The 22,976-nt window shown below is 73.0% G+C and carries 19 protein-coding genes and 3 tRNA genes; 3 read left to right on the forward strand and 19 right to left on the reverse strand.

All coding sequences use genetic code 11. The features are described from left to right. Positions 1-138: 138 nt before the first annotated feature. From OUQ99_RS26375 to OUQ99_RS26390, 4 genes are all read right to left on the reverse strand, one after another. Positions 139-1,263: a D-alanine--D-alanine ligase family protein gene (locus tag OUQ99_RS26375; protein WP_267946474.1), complete on the reverse strand. Its 1,125-nt coding sequence runs from the start codon at positions 1,261-1,263 to the stop codon at positions 139-141. Positions 1,264-1,324: 61 nt separating this feature from the next. Further along, on the reverse strand, positions 1,325-2,539 hold the full coding sequence (locus OUQ99_RS26380; RefSeq protein WP_267946475.1) for a trans-sulfuration enzyme family protein: 1,215 nt from the start codon (positions 2,537-2,539) through the stop codon (positions 1,325-1,327). An 11-nt stretch (positions 2,540-2,550) separates the two neighbouring features. Further along, positions 2,551-3,606, reverse strand: coding sequence for an NAD(P)H-dependent glycerol-3-phosphate dehydrogenase (locus tag OUQ99_RS26385; RefSeq protein ID WP_267946476.1), 1,056 nt, complete (start codon positions 3,604-3,606; stop codon positions 2,551-2,553). 8 nt (positions 3,607-3,614) lie between these two features. Beyond that, positions 3,615-4,445 carry a lysophospholipid acyltransferase family protein gene (locus OUQ99_RS26390; RefSeq protein ID WP_267946477.1) on the reverse strand — a complete coding sequence of 277 codons (831 nt, stop codon included), beginning with the start codon at positions 4,443-4,445 and terminating at the stop codon, positions 3,615-3,617. A 217-nt stretch (positions 4,446-4,662) separates the two neighbouring features. Here OUQ99_RS26390 and cofC point away from each other — a divergent pair, with 217 nt between their 5' ends. Beyond that, entirely contained in the window at positions 4,663-5,358 is a 696-nt protein-coding gene (cofC, locus tag OUQ99_RS26395; RefSeq protein WP_267946478.1) for a 2-phospho-L-lactate guanylyltransferase, read from the forward strand. Positions 5,359-5,565: 207 nt separating this feature from the next. On the opposite strand, the gene OUQ99_RS26400 is transcribed toward cofC, so the two are convergent. The 3 genes from OUQ99_RS26400 to leuC form a co-directional block, all read right to left on the reverse strand. Further along, a complete protein-coding gene (locus OUQ99_RS26400) occupies positions 5,566-5,850 on the reverse strand; it encodes an HU family DNA-binding protein (RefSeq protein WP_267946479.1) in 285 nt (94 codons plus the stop codon). A gap of 350 nt (positions 5,851-6,200) precedes the next feature. Continuing rightward, the gene (leuD, locus tag OUQ99_RS26405) at positions 6,201-6,797 is read right to left on the reverse strand and encodes a 3-isopropylmalate dehydratase small subunit (RefSeq protein WP_267946480.1); all 597 of its coding nucleotides are present in this window, start codon (positions 6,795-6,797) and stop codon (positions 6,201-6,203) included. Between the two features lie 28 nt (positions 6,798-6,825). Beyond that, on the reverse strand, positions 6,826-8,232 hold the full coding sequence (leuC, locus tag OUQ99_RS26410; protein WP_267946481.1) for a 3-isopropylmalate dehydratase large subunit: 1,407 nt from the start codon (positions 8,230-8,232) through the stop codon (positions 6,826-6,828). 154 nt (positions 8,233-8,386) lie between these two features. On the opposite strand from leuC, the gene OUQ99_RS26415 reads away from it, so the two are divergent. Then, positions 8,387-9,070, forward strand: a complete 684-nt coding sequence (locus OUQ99_RS26415) for an IclR family transcriptional regulator (RefSeq protein ID WP_276567193.1) — start codon at positions 8,387-8,389, stop codon at positions 9,068-9,070. Positions 9,071-9,344: 274 nt separating this feature from the next. Here OUQ99_RS26415 and OUQ99_RS26420 read toward each other — a convergent pair whose 3' ends face one another. The 8 genes from OUQ99_RS26420 to OUQ99_RS26455 all read right to left on the reverse strand — a co-directional run bounded on the left by OUQ99_RS26420 (position 9,345) and on the right by OUQ99_RS26455 (position 15,120). Then, positions 9,345-10,262, reverse strand: a complete 918-nt coding sequence (locus tag OUQ99_RS26420) for a helix-turn-helix transcriptional regulator (protein ID WP_267946483.1) — start codon at positions 10,260-10,262, stop codon at positions 9,345-9,347. Positions 10,263-10,479: 217 nt separating this feature from the next. After that, entirely contained in the window at positions 10,480-10,743 is a 264-nt protein-coding gene (locus OUQ99_RS26425; RefSeq protein ID WP_267946484.1) for a hypothetical protein, read from the reverse strand. 415 nt (positions 10,744-11,158) lie between these two features. After that, positions 11,159-11,234 (reverse strand) — tRNA-Glu (locus OUQ99_RS26430). A gap of 109 nt (positions 11,235-11,343) precedes the next feature. Then, a tRNA-Glu gene (locus OUQ99_RS26435) sits at positions 11,344-11,419 on the reverse strand. Positions 11,420-11,466: 47 nt separating this feature from the next. Then, positions 11,467-11,538, reverse strand: a tRNA-Gln gene (locus OUQ99_RS26440). Between the two features lie 142 nt (positions 11,539-11,680). Continuing rightward, positions 11,681-13,126: a glutamate--tRNA ligase gene (gltX, locus tag OUQ99_RS26445; protein ID WP_267946485.1), complete on the reverse strand. Its 1,446-nt coding sequence runs from the start codon at positions 13,124-13,126 to the stop codon at positions 11,681-11,683. A gap of 62 nt (positions 13,127-13,188) precedes the next feature. Then, positions 13,189-14,223: a GDSL-type esterase/lipase family protein gene (locus OUQ99_RS26450; RefSeq protein ID WP_267946486.1), complete on the reverse strand. Its 1,035-nt coding sequence runs from the start codon at positions 14,221-14,223 to the stop codon at positions 13,189-13,191. A 96-nt stretch (positions 14,224-14,319) separates the two neighbouring features. Next, on the reverse strand, positions 14,320-15,120 hold the full coding sequence (locus OUQ99_RS26455; protein ID WP_267946487.1) for a fumarylacetoacetate hydrolase family protein: 801 nt from the start codon (positions 15,118-15,120) through the stop codon (positions 14,320-14,322). Between the two features lie 320 nt (positions 15,121-15,440). Here OUQ99_RS26455 and OUQ99_RS26460 point away from each other — a divergent pair, with 320 nt between their 5' ends. Continuing rightward, complete coding sequence (locus OUQ99_RS26460) at positions 15,441-16,280, forward strand: DUF3152 domain-containing protein (protein WP_267950511.1); 840 nt, start codon at positions 15,441-15,443, stop codon at positions 16,278-16,280. Between the two features lie 33 nt (positions 16,281-16,313). Here the strand turns inward: OUQ99_RS26460 and cimA are convergent, their stop codons facing one another. The 4 genes from cimA to OUQ99_RS26480 all read right to left on the reverse strand — a co-directional run bounded on the left by cimA (position 16,314) and on the right by OUQ99_RS26480 (position 22,973). Then, complete coding sequence (gene cimA / locus OUQ99_RS26465) at positions 16,314-17,924, reverse strand: citramalate synthase (protein ID WP_267946488.1); 1,611 nt, start codon at positions 17,922-17,924, stop codon at positions 16,314-16,316. A gap of 340 nt (positions 17,925-18,264) precedes the next feature. After that, positions 18,265-19,395 carry a branched-chain amino acid aminotransferase gene (locus OUQ99_RS26470; protein ID WP_267946489.1) on the reverse strand — a complete coding sequence of 377 codons (1,131 nt, stop codon included), beginning with the start codon at positions 19,393-19,395 and terminating at the stop codon, positions 18,265-18,267. Positions 19,396-19,636: 241 nt separating this feature from the next. Continuing rightward, on the reverse strand, positions 19,637-20,701 hold the full coding sequence (locus OUQ99_RS26475; protein ID WP_267946490.1) for a 3-isopropylmalate dehydrogenase: 1,065 nt from the start codon (positions 20,699-20,701) through the stop codon (positions 19,637-19,639). 721 nt (positions 20,702-21,422) lie between these two features. Further along, complete coding sequence (locus tag OUQ99_RS26480) at positions 21,423-22,973, reverse strand: glycosyltransferase family A protein (RefSeq protein ID WP_267946491.1); 1,551 nt, start codon at positions 22,971-22,973, stop codon at positions 21,423-21,425. Positions 22,974-22,976: the final 3 nt, after the last annotated feature.

The raw sequence follows: 22,976 nt of genomic DNA on the forward strand, positions 1-22,976 counted from the left end.
CTCCCCCGGATCCCAGTCTCCCGGGCGAGCCGCAGGCGGGCAACCGACCGGTCACCCGCCTGTGGACGGTGTCGGGACGCGTCACCGCCCCCGTGCCCGTGCCCGCTCCGGGGGTTCCGCGCCCCTTCGCCCCGCCCGCTACCTCAGGCCGGGGGCGCGGCGCAGCGCCGAGGCGATCATCCGCTCGATCAGCGCCGCGTAGTCCACACCGGTGGCGGCCCACATCTGGGGGAACGCCGAGGCCGGGGTGAACCCGGGCATCGTGTTGAGCTCGTTGACGAGGATCTCGCCGTCCTCGGTGTAGAAGAAGTCCACACGGGCCAGGCCCTCGCAGCCCATCGCCTCGAACACGTCCGCCGCCATCGCGCGCAGTCTCGCCGTGGCCTCCTCCGGGATCCGCGCCGGGATGGTGAGGCTGCTCGTCGAGAGGTACTTGGCCTCGAAGTCGTAGAAGTCGAACCCGTCGGCGACGTGCACCTCGGCCGGGAAGGACACGTCGGGGGTCCCGCCGTCCTCGGCCTCCAGGACGCCGCACTCGATCTCGCGGCCGACGACCTGCGCCTCCACCAGCACCTTGGGGTCGTGTTCCCGGGCGGCCTCGACGGCGGCGACCACGGCGTCGGCGTCCGAGGTGTCGCGCACCTTGGTGATGCCGACGCTGCTGCCCGCGCGGGCGGGCTTGACGAACACGGTGGCGCCCAGCTCGGCGACGTCGTCCAGCACCCGCTTGCGCTCCGTGCGCCACTGGCGGTCGGAGATCGCGACGAAGTCGCTGGTGGGGATGCCGTTGCCGCGGAGCATGGCCTTCATGAAGACCTTGTCCATGGCGGCGGCGCTGGAGAACACCCCGGCGCCCGCGTAGCGGACCCCCATCATCTCGAACAGCCCCTGGATGGTGCCGTCCTCACCGAAGGGGCCGTGCAGCAGCGGCAGGACGACGTCCACCTCGGCGAGCCGTTCGGGGCCCTTCTCCGGGTTGACGACCATCAGCTGGCCGGCCGCGTCGAAGGGCAGGGCGAGGTCCGCGCCGTCCTCGGGGACGGTCGGGAGCGCCCGGGTGGCCTCGTCGATGCGCAGCCGTTCGGGATCGCCCGAGGTCAGCACCCAGTTGCCCGTCCTGGTGATGCCGACGGGCACGACCTCGTAGCGGTCCCCGTCGATGACGGACAACACGCTTCCCGCGGTGACGCAGGAGATCTCGTGTTCGGAACTACGCCCGCCGAAGACGACGGCGACCCGAATCTTGCGCTGCTCGGACGACATGCTGCCTGACCTTATCTCGCCAACTGATGGAACCGGAACCGGGAGAAATACCCGTGATGTGTCAGTTTCCCCCGTCGAGGGCCCGGAGGGCGTCCTCGATGAGGTCCTGGGGATCCTCCAGGCCGATGGAGAACCGCACCGCGCCCGGGGAGATGCCCGCGGCCGCCAGTTCGGCCCCGCTCATGCTGCGGTGCGAGGTGGAGGCGACGTGTCCGGCCAGGGTGTGCGTGCCCCCGAGCGAGGCCGCGATGGTCGCCACGCGCAGGCGGTCGGCGAAGGCCGTACCCGCCTCCCGCCCGCCGACAGGGTGCACGGTCACGACCGCTCCGCGTCGCCCCGCGTCGAACAGCTGGTCCGCGAGCGCGGACTGCGGGTGCGAGTCGAGGGAGGGGTGGTCGACCCGCTCCACGAGGGGGTGGCCCTCCAGCGCCGCGGCGAAGGCCGCCGCGGTCTCGCACTGGCGCTGCACCCGGAGCGGCAGCGTCTCCAGGCCGCGGTGGAGCAGGTACGCCTCGTCGGGGGCGAGGCAGGGGCCCAGGTCGATGCGCGCCGAGCGGATGCGCCCGATGAGCTCCGGCGAGGCCACGGCCACGCCGCCGGTGGTGTCGCTGTGGCCGCCGATGTACTTGGTGGCGGAGTGCACCACCACGTCGGCGCCGTGCTCCAGGGGCCGGCAGACCGCCGGTGACGCGAACGTGGAGTCCACCACCAGCGCGGCCCCCGCCCCGCGGGCGATCCGCGCCAGGCCCGGCAGGTCGGACACGGTCATCGTGGGGTTGGACAGCGTCTCGGTGAACACCACGCGGGTCCGCGGACCGACGGCGGCGCGCACCGCGTCGAGGTCGGTGATGTCCACGAAGTCGGTGCTCACCCCGAACCGGCGCAGGAGCCGGTCCAGCAGCGAGTGGGTGTTGCCGTAGATGGAGCGGGAGGCCACGACGTGCGCGCCGGCCTCGGTCAGCGCCAGGAACACGGTGCTGAGCGCCCCCATGCCCGAGGAGAAGGCCTGTCCGCGCACGTCCTCCTCCAGGCCCGAGCCCTCCAGCGCGGCCACCGCGTCGGCGAACGCGTCGACGGTGGGGCTGTCGATGCGGGCGTACGAGTAGCCGGGGGAGGCCCCCGCGAGGACGTCCGCGTACTGCTGGGAGGTGTCGAACGCGTAGGTGGTCGCCCTGTGGACCGGCATGCGCATGGGGCGCTCCTGCGGAACCGGCGCCCCGGGGAGGGAGACCGCCCGGGTGTGCTCGCCGCCGCCGGACCCTGCTGTGTGTGACATCGTGCTCGCTCTCAGACCCCGTAGCGTTCCGGCTTGCTGGTGCGCGACATGAACGCCACCAGCGCCTCGGCCGGGCTCAGGTCGTGGTGCATCATCTTGACGACGGCCTCGGTGATCGGCATGTCCACCCCGTTGGCCCACCCGAGTTCGAGGACGGACTCGGAGGACTTGACCCCCTCGGCGGTCTGCCTGGTCTCCGCCACGACCTGTTCGAGGGTCTTGCCCGCGCCCAGTTTCTCACCGAAGGTCCGGTTCCGCGACAGCGGCGAGGAGCATGTCGCGACGAGGTCCCCCATGCCCGCGAGGCCGGACAGCGTGTGCTCGTCGGCGCCCAGGGCCACCGCGAGGCGGGTGGTCTCGGCCAGGCCCCGGGTGATCAGGGACGCCTTGGTGTTGTCCCCGAACCCCATGCCCTCGGCCACGCCCACGGCGAGGCCGATCACGTTCTTCATCGCACCGCCGATCTCCACCCCGACCAGGTCGGTGCTGGTGTAGGGACGGAAGTACGCCGACTTGAACAGCGACTGGAGCCGCACGGCCGTCTCCTCGTGCGGGCACGCGACGACGGCGGTGGCGGGCTGGCGCTCCGCGATCTCCCGGGCCAGGTTGGGGCCCGACACGACCGCGATGCGCTCCTCCGGGTACTCCAGCACCTGGGCGATGATCTGGCTGACGCGCAGGCAGGTCCCCAGCTCCACGCCCTTCATGAGGCTGACGACCACCGCGTCCTCGCGCAGGTGCGGCCGCCACTCGACGAGGTTCGCGCGCAGTGTCTGCGAGGGGACCGCCAGCACGACCACGTCGGCCCCGGCGAGCGCCCCGGCGGCGTCGTTGGTGGCCCGCAGCCGGGGGTTCAGGCCGATGCCCGGGAAGTAGTCCGGGTTCTCGGAGGTCTCGTTGACCGCGTCCACGACGGACGCCCTGCGTCCCCACAGCACGACCTCGACGGGCCTGGCGCCGGGGTCCCGCTCTCGGGCCAGGTCGGCGGCGTCCGCGATGATGTTCGCGAACACGGTGCCCCAGGAGCCCGCGCCGAGAACGGCGATCCTCACGTTGTCGGTACCCATCTGCCCCGTCACGTCCCCGCGCTGCTCTTCCCGTTGTCGCCGCCGCCCGCGGCGCCGTCACCCGTTCCGCCGTCGGCGTCACCGCCGGTGAGCCGCTCGGCCCGCTTGGCCTCGGCGGCCTCCTCCCGCGCCCTCTTGAAGTCGAAGGGGATCGCGGGCGGCTCCTCCCCGCGGATCTGCGCCTGGAGCGCGGTGATGTCGCCCATGATGAGCTCGGTGGCCTCCTTGAGGACCGTCGCGGTCAGCGGCCGGCCCTCGAACCGGGACAGGTCCACCGGCGGCCCGGCGCGGAAGTCGATGCGCTTGCGCGGGAACAGGCTGGGCTTCTTGGCCCCGTACGGCAGGAGGTTCTGCTCGCCCCAGTGCGCGACCGGGACGACCGGCACGCCCGTGGTCAGCGCCAGCCGCGCCACCCCGGTCTTGGCGGTCATCGGCCACAGGCCCGGGTCGCGGGTGCAGGTGCCCTCCGGGTAGAAGATCACCGAGGAGCCGTCGCGGGTGAGGGCGACCTCCGCCTCGTGGAGCGCCTTCACGGCGTCGGTGCTGCCGCGCTTGATCGGGATCTGCCCCGTGCTCCTGGCCACCGCGCGCACCACGGGGATCTTCATGACCCCGTCCTTCATCGTGAAGGTCGGCCAGCGGCGGGCCCCGATGTAGAGGAAGTGCGCGACCGTCAGCGGGTCGGCCATCGAGAGGTGGTTCGCGGCGATGATCACCCCGCCCCGGGCCGGGACGTTCTCGGTGCCCTCCCAGGTCGGCTTGGTGATGAACCACAGCACGAACCTGACGATCCGGGAGACGACCGCCTTCACCCACCGCGATTCTCGTTGCTTGGCCACGGGACTCCTCACTTCATCGCTCCCGGCCCGTCCGGGCCGCGGAGCACAACCGGTTCAGTGTAGGACGTGGCGGAACCCTCCCAGGTGCCCCCGCCGGACCGGCCCGGGAAGGGCCGCCAGGTCAAGGCTCCGACACGCCACAGGGCGCCCGCGCCGCGCCTCCCCCGAGCGCCTACCCTCGTGACTGTCGTGGCCGATTCGACGTCCCGGGGGAAGCGTGACCGGCTTTGGAGTACGGGGCGGGGCGCCGCGCCCCGGGGTGCGCTGGTCCCTCGTCGTCCCAGTCAAGCACCTCGGCCGCGCCAAGACCCGACTGGCCCTGGCCGCCGGGGGGCTCCGCGAGGACCTGGCGCTGGCGATCGCCTGCGACACGGTCGAGGCGGCCCTGGCCTGCCCCGGCGTGGAGGCCGTGTTCGCGGTGACCGAGGACCCCCGGGCCGGCGCCGAGCTGACCGGCCTGGGCGCGGTCGTGGTCGACGGCGAGCCCGGCACCGGGCTGAACTCCGCCCTGGCCCACGGGGCCGCGGCCGCACGGCGCAGGCGGCCCGGGGCCGGGGTGTGCGCCCTGTCGGCCGACCTGCCCGCGCTGCGCCCGGACGAGCTGGGCCGGGTCCTCGCCGCGGCGGCCCGCCACGGGCGCTCGTTCCTGCCGGACGCCCCGGGTGTGGGGACGACCCTGCTCGCGGCGGCGCCCGGGCACCCCTTCACCCCCGCCTTCGAGGGGGCCTCGCGTGCGCGGCACCGGGACGGGGGCGCGCACGAGATCGCGCTCCCGGACGTGGCGTCGGTCCGGCGGGACGTGGACACCCCGGAGGACCTGTGCGACGCGGTGGGCCTGGGGGTGGGTCCGCGGACCCGTGAGCTGTGGGAGACGGTCGCGGGCAGCTGCCTGCGGTCGCAGGGCGCGCCCTGACGCCCCTGGGGGCTCCGGGAGGGCCCGTCCCGCGCTCGTGGGACCTCTGAGACGCACAGAACGTCCTGTGGCGCGTGTGACCGTCCTCCGGGCGTGCCTCCCGCCGTCGGGAGCACGGGACTCCTCCGCCGCACCCGGAACAGAGATCCGCCCGGGCTCCCCGAAGGGAACCCGGGCGGACTCGGCCCGTCGCCGTGTGGCGGTGGGCTACTTCTTCTTGTCCCCGTTGACGAGGGCCTTGAAGTCAGCGCCGGCGCGGAACTTCGGAACGAAGCTCGCGGGGACGTTGATGGTGGCCCCGGTGGCCGGGTTGCGCGCGGTGCGAGCCGCGCGCTCGGACTTCTCGAAAACGCCGAAGCCCGTGATGGCGACCTTGTCGCCCGACGCCACGGTTGCCTGAATGGTCTCAAGCACAGCGTTGACCGCTTCGGTCGCGGTCTTCTTGTCTCCGAGACGATCGGAGATCGCGTCGATCAGGTCACGCTTGTTCATAAGGTTCCTCCGGTTCCCCCTTGCTCGCACGAAATTAGGGGAAGCAGAGGCCCTTACACAAATACAAACGCCTACGGGCAAGGCGTGTCGGCGCCTTCCCCACCTGCGGGGGAGCCTCACGGAGGGTGCGGTCTGGACCGGTGGAGCCCGGGACTGCGGTCCCTTTTGACCCCTTCTGTAGCTCTCAAATGCCTACGTATAACCGGATTCCGGGCAGCAGACACGCCGAGCTTAAGGACAGCGGGAACGTAAGCGAACGCTCACACCAAGTAAAGGTAAAATATTTCTGGGCCGGGGGTGTGCTGCGTCACACGACGCCTCGATCCCCGGCCCAGAACACGATCCGGCCCCTACAGGGTCACGGGGAGCCACGGCTTCCGGGTCGCCTCGAAGGCCCCGACCTCGTCGGTGTGGCGCAGCGTCAGGGCGATGTCGTCCAGCCCCTCCATCAGCCGCCAGCGGGTGTAGTCGTCGAGCTCGAACGGCTCCTGCACCCCGGCGCCCGGGGAGCGCACCTCGCGCTCGACGAGGTCGACGGTCACCTCGGTCGCCGGGTCGGCCTCGACGGCCTTCCAGATGCGCTCGATGACCTCCTGGGGCAGCAGGACGGTCAGCAGCCCGCCCTTGAGCGAGTTGCCGCGGAAGATGTCCGCGAAGCGCGAGGACAGCACGGTCTTGAAGCCGTAGTCCTGGAGCGCCCAGACGGCGTGCTCGCGGGAGGAGCCGGTGCCGAAGTCCGGGCCGGCCACCAGCACGGACGCGCCCTCGTACTCGGGGCGGTTGAGGACGAAGTCCGGGTCGGACTTGCGCCACTCGGCGAACAGGCCGTCCTCGAAGCCGGTCCGGGCGACCCGCTTGAGGTAGACGGCCGGGATGATCTGGTCGGTGTCGACGTTGCTGGAGCGCAGCGGCACGGCCCGACCGGTGTGGACGTCGAACTTCTCCATGGGGAGGTCTCTCCTAACGGGTCAGGGGCTACAGGGCGGCCAGGTCGGCGGGCGAGGACAGGGTGCCGCGCACGGCGGTCGCCGCGGCGACCTGCGGCGACACCAGGTGGGTACGCCCGCCGCGGCCCTGGCGGCCCTCGAAGTTGCGGTTCGAGGTCGAGGCGCTGCGCTCGCCCGGCTTGAGCTGGTCGGGGTTCATGCCCAGGCACATCGAGCAGCCCGCCTCGCGCCACTCGGCGCCGGCGGCCTCGAAGACCTCGCCCAGCCCCTCCGCGTTGGCCTGCTCCTTGACCCGCATGGACCCGGGGACCACGAGCATGCGCACCCCCTCGGCGACCCTGCGGCCCCGGATGATCTCGGCGGCGGTGCGCAGGTCCTCGATGCGGCCGTTGGTGCACGAGCCCAGGAAGACGGTGTCCACCCGGACCTCCCGCATCGGCGTCCCCGGCGCGAGGTCCATGTAGGCCAGGGCCTTCTCCGCGGCGGCGCGGGCCGAGGGGTCCTCGTAGGAGGCGGGGTCGGGGACCTCGGCGTGCAGGGGCACGCCCTGGCCGGGGTTGGTGCCCCAGGTGACGAACGGGCTGAGCTCGTCGGCGTCCAGGACGACCTCGGCGTCGAAGACGGCGCCCTCGTCGGTGCGCAGGCTCTTCCAGTGCTCGACGGCGGCCTCGAAGTCCTCGCCCCGGGGGGCGTGCGCGCGGCCCTCGATGTAGTCGAACGTGGTCTGGTCAGGGGCGATCATCCCGGCGCGGGCGCCCGCCTCGATGGACATGTTGCACACGGTCATGCGGGCTTCCATGGACAGGGCCTCGATGGCCTCGCCCCGGTACTCGATGACGTAGCCCTGGCCGCCGCCGGTGCCGATCTTGGCGATGACGGCGAGGATGATGTCCTTGGCGGACACCCCCGGCCGCAGCGTTCCGTCGACCGTGACCGCCATGGTCCGGAAGGGCGCCATGGGCAGGGTCTGGGTGGCCAGCACGTGCTCGACCTGGCTGGTGCCGATGCCGAAGGCCAGGGCCCCGAACGCGCCGTGGGTGCTGGTGTGGCTGTCGCCGCAGACGATGGTCATCCCGGGCTGGGTGAGGCCCAGCTGGGGGCCGACCACGTGCACGACGCCCTGCTCGATGTCGCCCATCGGGTGCAGGCGCACGCCGAAGTCGGAGCAGTTCTTGCGCAGTGTCTCGACCTGCTTGCGGGAGACGGGGTCGGCGATCGGGGCGAGGAGGTCCTGCGTGGGGACGTTGTGGTCCTCTGTGGCGATGGTCAGGTCCGGGCGCCGGACCTTGCGGCCGGCCAGACGCAGCCCCTCGAAGGCCTGGGGGCTGGTCACCTCGTGGACCAGGTGGAGGTCGATGTAGAGCAGGTCCGGCTCGCCGTCGGCACGTCGGACGACGTGCTCCTCCCAGACCTTCTCGGCCATCGTGCGTGCCATGGGCGGTCGCCTCTCTCGTGTCAGACGTGTCGGGCTCGTCTCGGTGTGCCCTGCGCGGACTGCGGGCCGACTTGCATTCCATATTTCGAGACGGCAATATCAAGCCATGGACAACTCTAGCTCATCCAGCGGCGTCGGTGTCCTGGACAAGACCATGTCCGTCCTCGACGCCCTGGAGTCCGGTCCGGCCTCCCTCGCCCAGTTGGTCCAGATCACCGGACTGGCACGGCCGACCGCGCACAGGCTGGCCGTCGCCCTCGAACGGCACCGCATGGTCTCCCGGGACAGCCAGGGCCGGTTCGTGCTCGGCCCCCGCCTCGGCGAACTCTCCATAGCGACCGGGGAGGACCGCCTGCTGGCCGTCGCGGCCCCCGTCCTCGTGCAGCTGCGCGACCTGACCGGCGAGAGCGCCCAGCTCTACCGCCGCCAGGGCGACCTGCGGGTGTGCGTGGCGGCCTCCGAGCGGAGCAGCGGCCTGCGGGACACGGTCCCCGTGGGCAGCGAGCTCCCCATGAACGCCGGTTCGGCCGCCCAGGTCCTCCTCGCCTGGGAGGACTCCGACCGCATACGGCGGTCGCTGGTGGGCGCCCGCTTCACCGCCGCCAGCCTCGCCCAGGTGCGCCGCCGCCGCTGGGCCCAGAGCGTCGCCGAGCGGGAGCAGGGCGTGGCGTCGGTGTCCGCCCCGGTGTCCGGCCCCGGCGGGCGCGTGATCGCCGCCGTCTCGGTGTCCGGCCCGATAGAGCGCCTGACCCGCTCCCCCGGCCGCATCCACTCCCAGGCCGTGCTGTCGGCCGCCGAGAAGATCAGCGAGTCGCTGCACACCGAGGTCGCCCACTGACGCGCCCCACCGTCCGCAGGCCCTTCCCCCGGGTCGACCGGAGGACGGGGCCCGCCCCTCCGCCGGAGCCGACCCGCCTCGAACAGGCGACCGCGCCCCCGGTGCTCCGGGCGGCGCGGTTCCGCGTCCGGGGCCGGTGCGCACGGGCGCTCCGCGGTCCCCTGGGGGCCGCCTGCGGCCCCGGCACGGCACCGGCCCGAAGACCGGGCACGTCGGTCCGGGAACGCCGGTGCGGGCACGTCGGTCCGCGCCCGGGCCGGTCCCGCCCCGACCGTCAGGCGCCCACGAGGTCCATGGGCGAACGGGCCGAGATCGTGGCCGTCTTCGTGGACGCCCCCTCGGCCGCCACGGTGAACTCGCTCTCCGGGGACAGGGCGATCATCCCCAGCCAGTCGCGCACGGTCATCCCGCGCACCAGCTCGGTCGGCTTCGCCGCGCCGCCCTCGCCGTCGACCATGACCAGGGCGTGGATGCGGTTGGTGACCGTGGCGAGCACGACGGGGTGGTCGAACGACTCCAGCCGGCGGAAGACGTCCACGGCCTCGTCGCCGGGCGAGCAGACCAGGATGGTGTAGCGCCCCCGGGGATCGCGCACCCGGGGGTTCTTGACCAGGTAGTGGATGAACTCGCGGGTCGTGCGGGCGTGCGCGGCGAGCAGCTTGGACACGCGCCGCACGTCGGGGCTGTCGACGTGGCGCACGAGGGCCAGCTCGACCTTGCGCGTGGTCTGGAGGAGCCAGTCGATCTCGGTGGCCTCCGCGCGGGTGGGGCGCAGTTCGCCGTCGTCCAGGCCGATCCCGCCGAGCCACGCGTTGACCTCGGACCACAGCCACACGGAGGAGCGGCCGACGGTCGCCTCCGGCGCGGGGAACGGGACGCCGTCCCGGCGCTGGCCGCGGGTCCACTGGGTGACGTTCTGCCTGGTCCGGCCGGTGAGTTCCGCGATGTCGGAGACACCGACGAGCTCCCGGTCCAGACGGACCAGCCGCACCCGGGGCGCCGTGGCGTGGACGCGCTCCATGAGCGCCCTGGCCGCGGTGACGGCGTCGGGCCCGGCCCCGGCCACGGTCAGCCGGGTCACCCCGTGGGAGGAGGAGACCACCGCGTCGAGGTCCTCGGTGAGGGTGTGGACCGAGTCGTGGTCGTCCAGGGTGATCCCGTCGACGACGAAGACGAACTCGTACTCGGCCATCGGCCCCGCCCTCCTCCGTCGCACCGCCCCGCGCACCGGGGACCGGGGCGCGCCGGCCCCGCGTCGGCGTTGACAAACGTCAACAACAGGGTACCTGCCGCGGCGTGATCGCACCATGCCCGGGACGGGGCCGCCGCCGCGGCCCGCACCCGTCGTCCGCGGCCGGACCCCGGGACGCGCCGCCCGCTCCGCCGAGGGGCCGGCCGCCCCGCCGGGATCACCCGCGGGGGCCGCTCGCACCGCGCCGGGGGTCGTCCGGGGGCATGGGGCAGCGCCGGGCCTCCTGCCTGATCCGGCGTGCGGCCCGGCCGGAGTCCCTCGGCGTCCCGGGAACCTGGATGCGGGTGCAGCCGCAGTCGCAGTACAGGCGGCCCCAGTGGCCCTCTCGCCTGAGCACCCACCCCCGCTCCCCCAGCTCCTTGAGGACCTCCCGGACCTCCTTGTCCTGGTGGCGCCCGGGACCGAGCTCACGGCCGGTCACGGCGCACCGCCTCCCCGCGGGGAGGGGCGTGCGGCCCGGTCGGCCGTCCGGGGGGAGAGGTCGCTCTTCATACGCTCCGACAGGGGGTTGGGCGGTCGGGGAGACTGCGCCGCCCCAGTATTCCAGGGGCGGCCCGCCCGCGCGGGCACACCCGGGCCACACGCGGCGGCGGCGAACGGTTTCCGCGCCCCCGGCCCCGGTCCCCGCACGACCGGAGCGCGGGCGGGCGGTGGTTTCGGGGCAGACCTCGGCAGGAGGTCCGCGACGCCGGGGACTGACGGCTCCGGGAGGCCGCGACAACGGTGGTGCCCCACGGATCCGACCGGCGTCCTGCACGGGCGGCGGGCCCTGAGGCCACGGCGAGGGGGCGGCCCCGGACGCACGAAAGGCCCCATCCTTGCGGATGGAGCCTGACTGGTACCCCCGAGCGGATTCGAACCGCCGTTACCGCCTTGAGAGGGCGGCGTCCTAGGCCACTAGACGACGGGGGCCGGACGGGTCGGAGCAGGACCGCGAAACCACGATACCCACACCAACCGGACATCGGTGACATGCACCGACCCAGAAAAAAACTCCCACACCGTGGGAGTCTCTCCCTGTTGGTACCCCCGAGCGGATTCGAACCGCCGTTACCGCCTTGAGAGGGCGGCGTCCTAGGCCACTAGACGACGGGGGCGCAACGGATCAGAGATCCGTGAGACTCACGGAGACCGCAAGTCTGCGCTGGGGTACCAGGACTCGAACCTAGACTAACTGAACCAGAATCAGTCGTGCTGCCGATTACACCATACCCCAGTGCCCTGGGAGGACCCGGTAGCTTCCGCTTCCCTGTCCCCCTCGGCGACGTGGATAACTCTAGCGGACATTCGGAGTGGTCGCGAACCGAATGCGGGGCGGCCGGCCTGTGGCTCCGACCACCCCGGACCGGGGTCCGCGCCTACTCGGACGCGGAGGCCTCCTGGGCGCGCAGCTTGGCCAGCGCGGCCTCCAGCCGCGCCCGCACGCGCTCGCGGCCGAGCAGCTCCAGCGACTCGAACAGCGGCAGTCCGACCGTCCGCCCGGTGACCGCGACGCGCACCGGGGCCTGCGCCTTGCCCAGCTTCAGGCCGAGCGTCGCGCCGGTCTCCTCGGTGGCGGTCTTGAGGTCCTCGGCGGTCCACGGCAGCCCCGGGTCGGCGAAGCGGGACAGGGCGGCCTCCAGCATCTCCGCGCCGACGCCCGGCTTCATGGCCTTGGCCCAGCTCTTCTCGTCCTCGACGGGCTCGGGGAGGAACAGGAAGTCCACGTTGGGCACGATCTCGCTGAGCACCGCCACGCGGCTCTGCGCGAGCGGTGCGACGGCGGCGAAGACCTCGGGGTCGTAGTCGGCCGGGTCCCACGGCGCGGCGTCACCGGTCAGCCACGGCCGGCAGCGCTCCGCGAACTCCTCGGCGCTCAGCGCGCGGATGTACTCGCCGTTGAACGCGCGGAGCTTCTTCTCGTCGAAGAAGGCGCTGGAGCTGTTGACGTCCTCGATGCGGAACAGGGGCACCATCTCCGACCACGGCATGATCTCGCGGTCGTCGCCGGGGGCCCACCCCAGCAGCATGAGGTAGTTGACCATCGCCTCGGCGAGGTAGCCCTCCTCCTGGTAGGACTCCAGGGCCACCTTGTCACGGCGCTTGGACAGCTTCTTGCGCTGCTCGTTGACGATGACGGGCAGGTGCGCCCACACCGGCGGGGTCAGGCCCAGCGCCTCCCACAGCAGCTGCTGCTTGGGGGTGTTGGACAGGTGCTCCTCGCCGCGGACGACCTGGTTGATGCCCATCTCCACGTCGTCCACGACGTTGGCCAGGACGAACAGCGGCGAGCCGTCGGCACGCGCGATCACGAAGTCCTCGATGGCGGAGTGCTCGAACTCCACCCGGCCGCGGATCCGGTCCTCCACCACGGTGGGCCCGCCGTCGGGCACGCGGAAGCGCAGAGCGCGGCCGGGGCCCGGCTCCAGGCCGCGCTCACGGCAGTGGCCGTCGTACCCCAGGTTGGGGTTGTCGCGCCGCTCCTGCACCTGCTCGCGGGTGCAGTCGCAGTAGTAGGCGCGGCCGTTCTTGTACAGCTCCTGCGCGGTCTCGCGGTGCTTGTCGGCGTAGGCCGACTGGAAGTAGGGGCCCTCGAAGTGCGGGGCGTCCTCGCCGATGCCGAGCCAGGCCAGCGCACGGACGATGCCCTCGGTCCACTCGGGACGGTTGCGGGCGGCGTCGGTGTCCTCGATGCGCAGCACCATGCGCCCCTCGGAGCTCTGCTGGGCCAGCGCCCAGTTGAACAGTGCGGATCGGGCGCCGCCGACGTGGAACATGCCCGTGGGGGACGGGGCGAAGCGGGTACGAAGCGAAGTCTCAGTCACGCAGCCCAGGGTATCCGTGGTGTGCGGGGGCCCGGGGGAGGTCCGCCGGCGGCCGGGCGGCCTCACTCCTGCGCGGGCCTGACCGCCAGGGGCCTCGGGAAGCCGAAACCGATCCCGTACCCCTGGGCCAGGGCGTCCGCGAACGCCGCGGCGATCTTGGTCTCACCGCCGGCGTTGGGGTGGGTGCCGTCGTAGGTGTCGGCGGCCGCGTCCCAGGACTCCCTGCCCGCGACGTCGAGGCTGATCACGGGCGAGGTGTCCGTGGACAGGTCGGCGGCGACCTCGCGGACGAGCTCGTTGTAGGCGTAGACCCGCAGCGCGAACCCCTCGTCGGACTCGGCCAGGGCGATGGGGAGGGCCTCGGCGATCACGATGCGCAGGTGCGGGTTGCCCGCGCGGGCCGACTCCACGTAGCCGCGCAGCCGGTGCTCCATCTCCTCCATGGTGACGGGCCACAGCAGGTCGTTCACGCCGAGCATGACGCACAGGACGTCGGGCCGGTGGACCCGGACCTCCTCCCCGATGGAGGCCGCGGCGTCGCGCAGGGTGCGCCCCCACAGGGCGTTGTGGTTCTGGTCGAAGTCGGGGTCGCGGTACTCGACGGTGTCCGGGTCGCCGTCGGCTCCGGGCCAGACGACCCCCTCCAGCCCCTGCGGCTCCCCGGGGGAGGGGCCGGAGGGCTCCTGTCCCGGGCGGTCCGCCGGGGCGCCGTCCCCGCCGCCCTCCTCGTAGTCCTCGGCCGGGTCCTGCGCGGGACTCTCCACGGCCTCGTCCCCGGTCGTGGGGACGGGCAGGATCATCTCCCGGGTGGCGGGATCGGTGTAGGGGCCGACGAAGTCGAGCCCCTCCACCTGCGGGGCGAGGTGGTTCCACAGGTGGTAGCGCCAGGTCCGGTCGCCGTTGGCGCCCTGGGTCATCGAGTCGCCCGCCAGCATGATGCGGCGCGGGTGGTCCACTGGTCCCTCCGCTTCCCGTACGGTCTCGCCGCCGTCGTCGCGCACGGCGGTCCAGTAGAAGGTCCCCGCGACCAGGAGCACGGCCGCGAGCGCGCCAGCGAGGACGAGGGGGCGGGGGCGGCGGTGTCGGGGGGTCGTCACGTGTGGGCCTTCCGCTGGTCCGTGGGCCGGCGGCGAGGCGCGCCGCCGGCCCCGTGGTGGGACGGTGTTCCGCGGGCTCCCGGCCGCGGAGCCCGGTCAGTCGCGGGCCACCACCCGGTTGCTGATGGTGCCCAGCCCCTCCACCGTCACCGAGACCTCCTGGCCGATCCGCACCGGCCCCACCCCGGCCGGGGTACCGGTGAGGACCACGTCACCGGGGAGGAGCGTCATGAAGGAGGTGACATAGGCGATGATGTCCGGGATGTCGTGGATGAACTGCGAGGTCCGCCCGGACTGGCGGACCTCCCCGTCCACGGTGGTGGTGAGCGCCAGGTCCTGGGCCTCCTCGATGCTCAGCCCGGTGGTGATCCAGGGCCCGATCGGGCAGAAGGAGTCGAAGCCCTTGGCCCGCGTCCACTGCTTGTCCTTCTTCTGGAGGTCGCGTGCGGTGACGTCGTTGGCGACGGTGTACCCGAAGATCACGTCCTTGGCGCGCTCGCGCGGCACCTCCCGGCAGGGCCGCGAGATGACGATGGCCAGCTCGCCCTCGAAGTCGACCCGCTCCGAGACCGAGGGGTGGAAGATCGGGTCGTTGGGACCGGCCACGGAGGTGGACGGCTTGAGGAACACGACGGGCTCGTCGGTGGACTCGCCCGTGACGTCCTTCATCTCCGCGACGTGGTCGGCGTAGTTCTTGCCGATGCAGACCACCTTGGTGGGCAGGACCGGTGAGAGCAGCCGGACGTCGGAGAGCCTGGCCCTCTCACCTGTCAGTTTGATGTCGCCGAGGAGAGGGTGTCCGCTCAGCCGCGCGACGAACTCCTCCCCACTGTCGGAATCGGTGTCGATCAGCCCGAAACCGACCTCGTCCCCGACCGCGAACCGTGCGATGCGCACCTGGTGCCTCCCAGCAGCCCCGTTGTCTCTCTTGCGGTTGAAGCGTATCCGCGCGCCGGGGCCGGGGTGCGGGCGGGACTCGGTCCGGAACCCCGGCGGGCCAGGACCGGAACCCGGGGTGCGACGGTCCGCAGGCCTCCGTGCGCACAACGGCCGAGCTCCGGGACACCGGGCTTCCCCGGATGCCCGCCTGGCCCGAACTCCGGGTGAACTCTGGCATGCTGGGTCCGATATCCACTGTCGAGAGGTTGCTCGTCGTGCCCACGTCCGCTTCGCCCACGGGCCGGTCCCGTGCCAGGCACCGCCGACGCCGGTACCCGATGGGGCTGGCACTGGGCCTGTGCCTGGTCTCGGGTGCCTCGGCCGTGCTCATGATCAGCGTGCCCGCGCCGCCGTCCGACCTCGACTCCCCCTCGGAGACCTCCGCCACCGCCCCTGTGGGCGACGGCGTTCCCGACGACTCCGGCGACCCCAGGGCCTCGGCGGAGGAGTCCGGGCAGGTGGACAGCGCCTCCGGGCAGGGCCAGGAGACCTCCCCCTCCCCGGAGGACGCGGAAGAGGAGGAGCCCGTCCTCCTCCGCTCCGTGGAGGAGGAGGTCGACAGCGCCGACGGCGAGATGACCGTGATGGAGGGCGAGAGCGACGTCATGGGGGACGGCCCCCTGACGACCTTCGCCGTGGAGGTCGAGGACGGGCTCCCCGGCAAGGCCGAGGACTTCGCGGCCGCCGTCGAGGAGATCCTGGGCGACCCCCGCAGCTGGGGGGACGACGGGGAGCGCTCGCTCCAGCGGGTGGACGGCGACGACGCCGACATCCGGGTCCTGCTGGCCGCTCCGGACACCGTCGACCGCATGTGCGCCCCGCTCAACACCAACGGGTACGTCTCCTGCGCCAACGGCAACCGGGCGATCATCAACCAGAACCGCTGGGTGGGGAGCGTCCCCCACTTCGACGACGACCTGGAGACCTACCGGATCTACCTGATCAACCACGAGGTGGGGCACACCCTGGGCCACGGCCACGTCGACTGCCCCGGCGAGGGCGAGCCCGCCCCCGTGATGCAGCAGCAGACCCTCGGCCTCCAGGGGTGCGAGGCCAACGGCTGGGTCCACCCGGACAACGGGCCCGCCGACGGGTCCGACGAGGACCCCGACGACTGACCCGCCGCCGCGCGCCCGCCGCGGGCCGTCCCGTCAGACCTGCGGATAGCCCTGCCGGAGGAGTCCGTAGGTGACGGCCTGTTCGAGCGCCGCCCAGGACGCGTCGACGACGTTGGGGCCGACGCCCACCGTGGTCCACTCCCCCGCCCCGTCGCTGAAGGACACGAGGATGCGGGTGACGGCGTTGGTACCCGAGGTGCCCTCCAGGATGCGGACCTTGTAGTCCGTCAGCTCCAGTCCGGCCAGGGCGGTGTAGGCGCCCTCCATGGAGCTGCGCAGCGCCCGGTCGAGGGCGTTGACCGGACCGTTGCCCTCGGCGGTGGCGATCACGCGCTCGCCCTTGACGAGCAGCTTCACCGTGGCCTCGGTGAGGCTCTCGTAGCCGTTGGACAGGGAGTCGGCGCCCGTGGCCGGCCTGCGCTCGGTGATGACCCGCCACGACTCGGTGTCGAAGTAGCGGACCGGGGAACCGAGCTCCTCGCGCAGCAGCAGCTCCAGGGAGGCGTCGGCCGCCTCGAAGCTGTACCCGGAGAGCTCCAGGGCCTTGACCCGCTCCACGACCCGGCCGGCCAGCGCCCGGTCGCCGGAGAGGTCCAGCCCCAGCTCCTGGGCCTTGAGCTCGATGGAGGCCCGTCCGGCCATGTCGGAGACGAGCATCCGCATGGTGTTGCCGACCAGGGCGGGGTCGGTGTGCTGGTACAGGTCGGGGTCGACCTTGATCGCCGAGGCGTGCAGCCCCGCCTTGTGGGCGAACGCCGACACCCCCACGTAGGGCTGGTGGGTGTCGGGGGTGAGGTTGACGATCTCCGCGACGGCGGTCGCGACGCGCGTCATCTCCGGCAGGCAGCCGTCGGGGAGCACGTCGAGGCCGCGCTTGAGGGTGAGGGCGCCGACCACCGAGAACAGGTTGGCGTTGCCGACCCGTTCCCCGTAGCCGTTGGCGGTGCACTGCACGTGGGTGGCCCCGGCGTCCACGGCGGCGAGGGTGTTGGCGACGGCGCAGCCGGTGTCGTCCTGGGCGTGGATGCCCAGGCGGGCGCCGGTGGCCTCGCGGACCTCGGTGACGACGCGGGTGATGTCGCCGGGGAGCATGCCGCCGTTGGTGTCGCAGAGGACGACGACGTCGGCCCCCGCCCCGGCGGCGGTGCGGACCACGTCGAGGGCGTGGTCGGGGTTGTGGTGGTAGCCGTCGAAGAAGTGCTCGCAGTCCACGAACACGCGCTGGCCGTGTTCGCGCAGGTGGGACACCGTGTCGGCGATCATGGCGAGGTTCTCGTCGAGGGTGGTGCGCAGGGCGCGCTCGACGTGCCGGTCGTCACTCTTGGCGACAAGGGTGACGACCGGCGCGCCGCTGTCGCGCAGGGCGGCCACCTGGGGGTCGTCGGCGGCCCGCACACCGGCCCGGCGGGTCGCGCCGAACGCGGTGAGCTGCGCGTGCCTCAGCGTGAGCTCTCGTGAAGCCCGCTGGAAGAACTCGGTGTCCTTGGGGTTCGCCCCCGGCCACCCTCCCTCGATGAACGCCACCCCGAAGTCGTCCAGCAACTGCGCGATGGCCAGCTTGTCGGAGACCCGCAGGTTGATCCCCTCGCGCTGGGCTCCGTCGCGCAGCGTGGTGTCGAAGACGTGGAAACTGTCGTCCCTCATGGGCGGAACTCCCGAAGGTGGATGCTGTGGTGTGGCCGACCGGCCCCCGCCAACAAAAAAGACCCCCCGTGGACACGAGAGGTCGGCGCGCTGGCGAGGTACGTCGGTCAGCCAGCGCGCCTCACGATAATGAGAACCTGAGACGGCATGAGGTCAGTGTGCCACAAGGCGGCCGGGTCCTCCGTGTTCAGCGGCCGATTGTCCCATTGTTCGAGACGGGAGTTTCTCGGAACGGACGTTTCACCCCCTCGGACCGCGGCGCCGGGACACGCCTGGGCGTACGCGCTCCCGGGGAGGCGGCGGGCCGCCCCCGTCGGGACGGCCCGCGCGCGGTCAGGCCCTAGGCGTCACGGCCCGAGAACTTGGTGATCCAGCCGTGCTTGTCGGCGCGCAGCCCCGTCTGGAGGCCCACCAGCTCCTCGCGGAGGCGCATGGTGACCGGTCCGGGCGTGCCGTCGCCGACCGTGAACGCGCCCTCGTCGCTCTTGACGAACCCGACGGGCGTGATCACGGCCGCGGTGCCGCAGGCGAACACCTCGGTGAGTTCCCCCGACTCGGCCGCCTCGCGCCACTCGTCGGTGGAGATGGGGGCCTCCTCCGCCGGGATGCCGAGGTCGGGGGCCAGGGTCAGCAGGGACTCACGGGTGATGCCGGGCAGGAGGGTGCCGGTCAGCGGGGGCGTGCGCAGGCGCGCGTTCTCACCCGAGCCGAACACGAACCACAGGTTCATGCCGCCCATCTCCTCGACCCAGCGGTGTTCGCGGGAGTCGAGCCAGACGACCTGGTCGCACCCCTTCTCGACCGCCTGGGACTGCGCGAGGAAGCTCGCCGCGTAGTTGCCCGCGAACTTGGCCGCGCCGGTCCCGCCCGGGGCCGCGCGCGTGTAGTCCTTGGACAGCCAGACGGTCACCGGCTTGACGCCGCCGGAGAAGTACGAGCCGACCGGGGACGCGATCAGCAGGTAGAGGTAGCTGCGGGACGGGTGGTTCACACCCAGGCCGACGTCCGTCGAGATCATGAACGGGCGCAGGTAGAGGCTGAAGTACTCCTTGTCCGGCACCCAGGCGCCGTCGTGCTGGAGGAGCAGGTCGATGGACTCGAGGAACAGCTCCTCGGGAAGCGCCGGCATGGCCATGCGCGCCGCGCTCCTGTTGAGCCGGGCGGCGTTGGCCTCGGGACGGAACGACGCGAGCGAGCCGTCCGGGTGGCGGTAGGCCTTGAGTCCCTCGAAGATCTCCTGGGCGTAGTGCAGGGCCGATGTGGCCGGGTCCAGGCTCAGCGGGCCGTACGGCTCCAGCTTGGCGTCGTGCCACCCCCGGCCCTCGGTGTAGCGGATGGTCACCATGTGGTCGGTGAACACCTGCCCGAAACCGGGATCCTCCAGCAGTGCCTCCCGCTCCTGCGGGGTCTTCCGCCGGTCGGAGAGCTGGATGTCGAACGTCAACCCCGCTGTGGTGGTGTCGTTGTTCATGTCGTCGGTGGTCCTCTCGGGTGCAACAGGTCGGCAGCGCCGCCGACCTGGAATCCAGTCTGGCGGAAGAGCGCACCCGGTGCCAGGGCGGACCCTGGGGCCCGGACACGGCGACAGGCGCGCTCGTGTTGTTCCGGGCGCGCCTGCCGGTGTCGGTCCCAGGGACCGTGCCACCCGTCGAGCGGGTGGCCCCTTGCCGTCGGCCGCGCCTCGGAGAAGGGCAGGGCCGACGGAACGTGCGTCAGCCCTGCTCGGCTACTCGCGCGGCGAGGTCGTCGCCGACCTGGGCCGTGGATCGCGACCCGCCGCCCTGGGCGCGGGTCTTGAGGTCCGCGGCGACCGCGTTCTCGATGCGGCGGGCCGCCTCGGGGACCCCCAGGTGGTCGAGCATCGTCGCGGCGGACAGCACCGTGGCGGTGGGGTCGGCCTTGCCCTGGCCCGCGATGTCGGGCGCGGAGCCGTGGACGGGCTCGAACATGCTGGGGAACGTGTTGTCCGGGTTGATGTTGCCGCTGGCGGCCAGGCCGATGCCACCGGTGATGGCGGCACCGATGTCGGTGATGATGTCGCCGAACAGGTTGTCGGTGACGACCACGTCGAAGCGCGCGGGCTGGTTGACGAAGAACATCGACGCGGCGTCGACGTGGCAGTAGTCCACGGCGACCTGCGGGTACTCGGAGCCGACCTCCCGCACCACGCGCTGCCACAGCTCGCCGGCGAAGGTCAGGACGTTGTCCTTGTGGACCAGCGTGAGCTTCCTGCGCGGTCGGGACGCGGCCTTCTCGAAGGCGTAGCGGACCACGCGCTCCACGCCGAAGCGGGTGTTGACGCTGTCCTGCGTGGCGACCTCGTGGGGGGTGCCCTTGCGCAGCACGCCGCCGGCTCCGGCGTAGGGGCCCTCGGTGCCCTCGCGGACCACGAGCATGTCGATGTCCTCGGGGCCCACGCCCGCGAGCGGGCTGGCCACCCCCGGGTACAGGCGGACCGGGCGCAGGTTGACGTAGTGGTCGAAGTCGAAGCGCAGGCGCAGCAGCAGCCCGCGCTCCAGCACCCCGCTGGGCACGGACGGGTCGCCGACCGCGCCGAGGTAGAGGGCCTCGTGTCCGGCCAGCTCGGTCCGGACCGATTCGGGCAGCGTCTCGCCCGTGCGGTGCCAGAGCTTCGCGCCCAGCTCGTACTCGGTGGTCTCCACGGCGAGGTCCTGCTGGGCGGCCGCGACCTCCAGCACCTTGAGCCCTTCGGCCACGACCTCGGGGCCGATCCCGTCTCCGGGGATGACGGCCAGTTTCACGGTGCGAGCTGCCATACGGACTGCCTCTGCTTCGGGTACGACCCCACCGGGCATTTCTCAGATGGTGAGATCAGATTGAACACTGGATGAGACAACCTTACCGGCCCGGGAGACCCGGGGCGTCCCGCCCGCGCGATTTTGCGCCGCAGGCCCGGACCGCCCCCCGGACCCCTCCCCGGGGCGGGGCCCGCGCGGCGCCGCCGGGGCGGCGGCCCCCGGAACACGACCGCCCGCCGGGCGCCGGGGCGCCCCGCGCGACGGGTCGGCGGGCTCAGGCCCGGCGGTTCAGGGCGTCCTGGAGGGCGCGGTTGAGCTCGTCCTCGGAGTCGGGCGCGGTCGGGTACTCGATCATGTCGTACATGCGATCCTCCGGATGCGTTGCGTGACCGGCCATGGGAACGGCCCGGCCACGGGCCTTCGCGGTTGCGCCCTGCGGCGCCGCGCGCTCTGCGGCCGCGGCCCGGCGGGATGGCGCCGAACGGCGGTGGAGCGCGGAACGTGGGCGGCGGTGCCCACCGGAATCAGGAGCTCGCCCCCGGCGGGATCGTCTGCCGGAATCGCCGACGCGGGCCCCGGTCGGAGCGGGCGCGGCACTGGGTGGCGGCGTGCGGCGGTGGAGCCGACGCCACCAACTCCTAGGACTTCAGAATATCGGATGTCCAACTATATGACCAGCAATTCCCACGATGTGAGACACGCTGGTGTCGCCGCAGTTCAACCGGGCGGCCCGACTCCGTCACGGCCCCTGCACGCGCGCTCCCCGGGCGGTCCGGCCGAGCAGCAGCCGCACGCCGAAGCCGCGGACGAGCACCCGGATACGGCGCTCCCAGCGGTCGGCGGCGGCGCGGTGCCGGTCGGCCGCCCTCAGCGCCCGCCTCATCCGCCTGTGCCAGTCGGCCGGCGGCCCCTCCCCGCCGGGGCGGTCCGCCTCCAGGACCTCGGCCGGGTCGACCTCGTGCTCGCCCCACAGTTCGGCCACCGCGGCGTCGAGGTCCGGCCCGGAGGCCCCCAGGCGCCGGGCGCGGGCGAAGGCGGCCGTCCGCTCCAGGCGGAGCGCGCCCGCACCGCGTACGCGGACGAGGCCCGCACCGCACGCGTCCGCCGCGGCGGCCAGGGCGTCCACGGCCCCGGGGCGCACGGGCGCCCCGGGCGGAACCAGGAGCCGGAACGGGACGTCCGGGTCCGCCCGCGGCGCCTCCTCGGCGAACACCACCCGCGACTCGCACCGGAAGGCCTCCCGCACCAGCCTCGGCTCCGCGTCCGGATCGTCCAGGACGGCGTGCCTGCCGGACGGCACGTCCCGCCACGGCCCCACCAGCGTGATCCGCACATCCGCCGCGTCACCCCCCAGCAGGCGCTCCACCGTGTCCGACACCGCCTCGAACCGGGCCCCCGCCACCTCCACCACCACCTCCGCGAAGGGCACCTGCCACTCCCGGCGGCGCGAGGCCCGGCGGAAGCGCAGGAGCGGGACCCTGTCCTCCAGGCGGAGCCGGTGGAATCGGGCGTCACCGTCCTCCCTTCCGTCCCCCCGCGGCCCGCCGGGGCCCCTGACCCCCGCGGCGGGCTCCGGGACGAACACCGCGCCCCGCTGCGCCAGCCGGTACGCCAGGTGGTCCTCCCCTCCCACGAGCGCGGCAGGGCCGCTCCCCCCGCACTCGGCCAGCAGCCCGCCCCGCACCGACCAGGCCGACCCGGCGAGGGCGCGCCACCCCCGGTGTCCCGCGTTCCCCGGTCCCTCCGAGGGATCGCGGCCCCCGGAGGCCGCGGCCTCCGGTCCCGGTCCCCCGTCCGGCTCCGGGGAGGCCGCCCCGCTCAGCACCACGAGGTGGTCGGCGAGGTGGTGCCAGCGCATGTGCGCCTCCACGTGGGTGCGGCCGACCTCCGTTCCGGCCTCCAGCCACAGCACCGCCGCGTCCGGGGAGGACTCCGCCACCGCCCGTACCGCGTCCTGCGGCCCCGACCGGCCGGGGCCGGCGGCGACGGTCCGCGTGTTCTCCGGGCGGACCTGCGGCAGCCGGACCGGTGTGCCGCCGTCGGCCACCACCACGACCTCCGTGAGCCGCGCCGGATAGGTCTGCGCGGCCAGCGACGCCAGCGTCGGGCCGAGCCTCCCCCGCGCGCCGCACGCCCGGACGACCACGACGGCGTCCAGCTCCGGCTCCCATCCGCCCGGGTCCGGCGGCTCCGGTGCCGGGTGGTCGTTGCGGCGGACGCGGGCGGGGCCCGCCCCGTTCCGTCCCGCCGGCGCGCCGACGCGGCCCCGTGTCCCGACCGTCTCCGCCATACC

This window comes from Streptomonospora nanhaiensis (genome assembly GCF_026642255.1).
GTDB lineage: Bacteria > Actinomycetota > Actinomycetes > Streptosporangiales > Streptosporangiaceae > Nocardiopsis > Nocardiopsis tropica.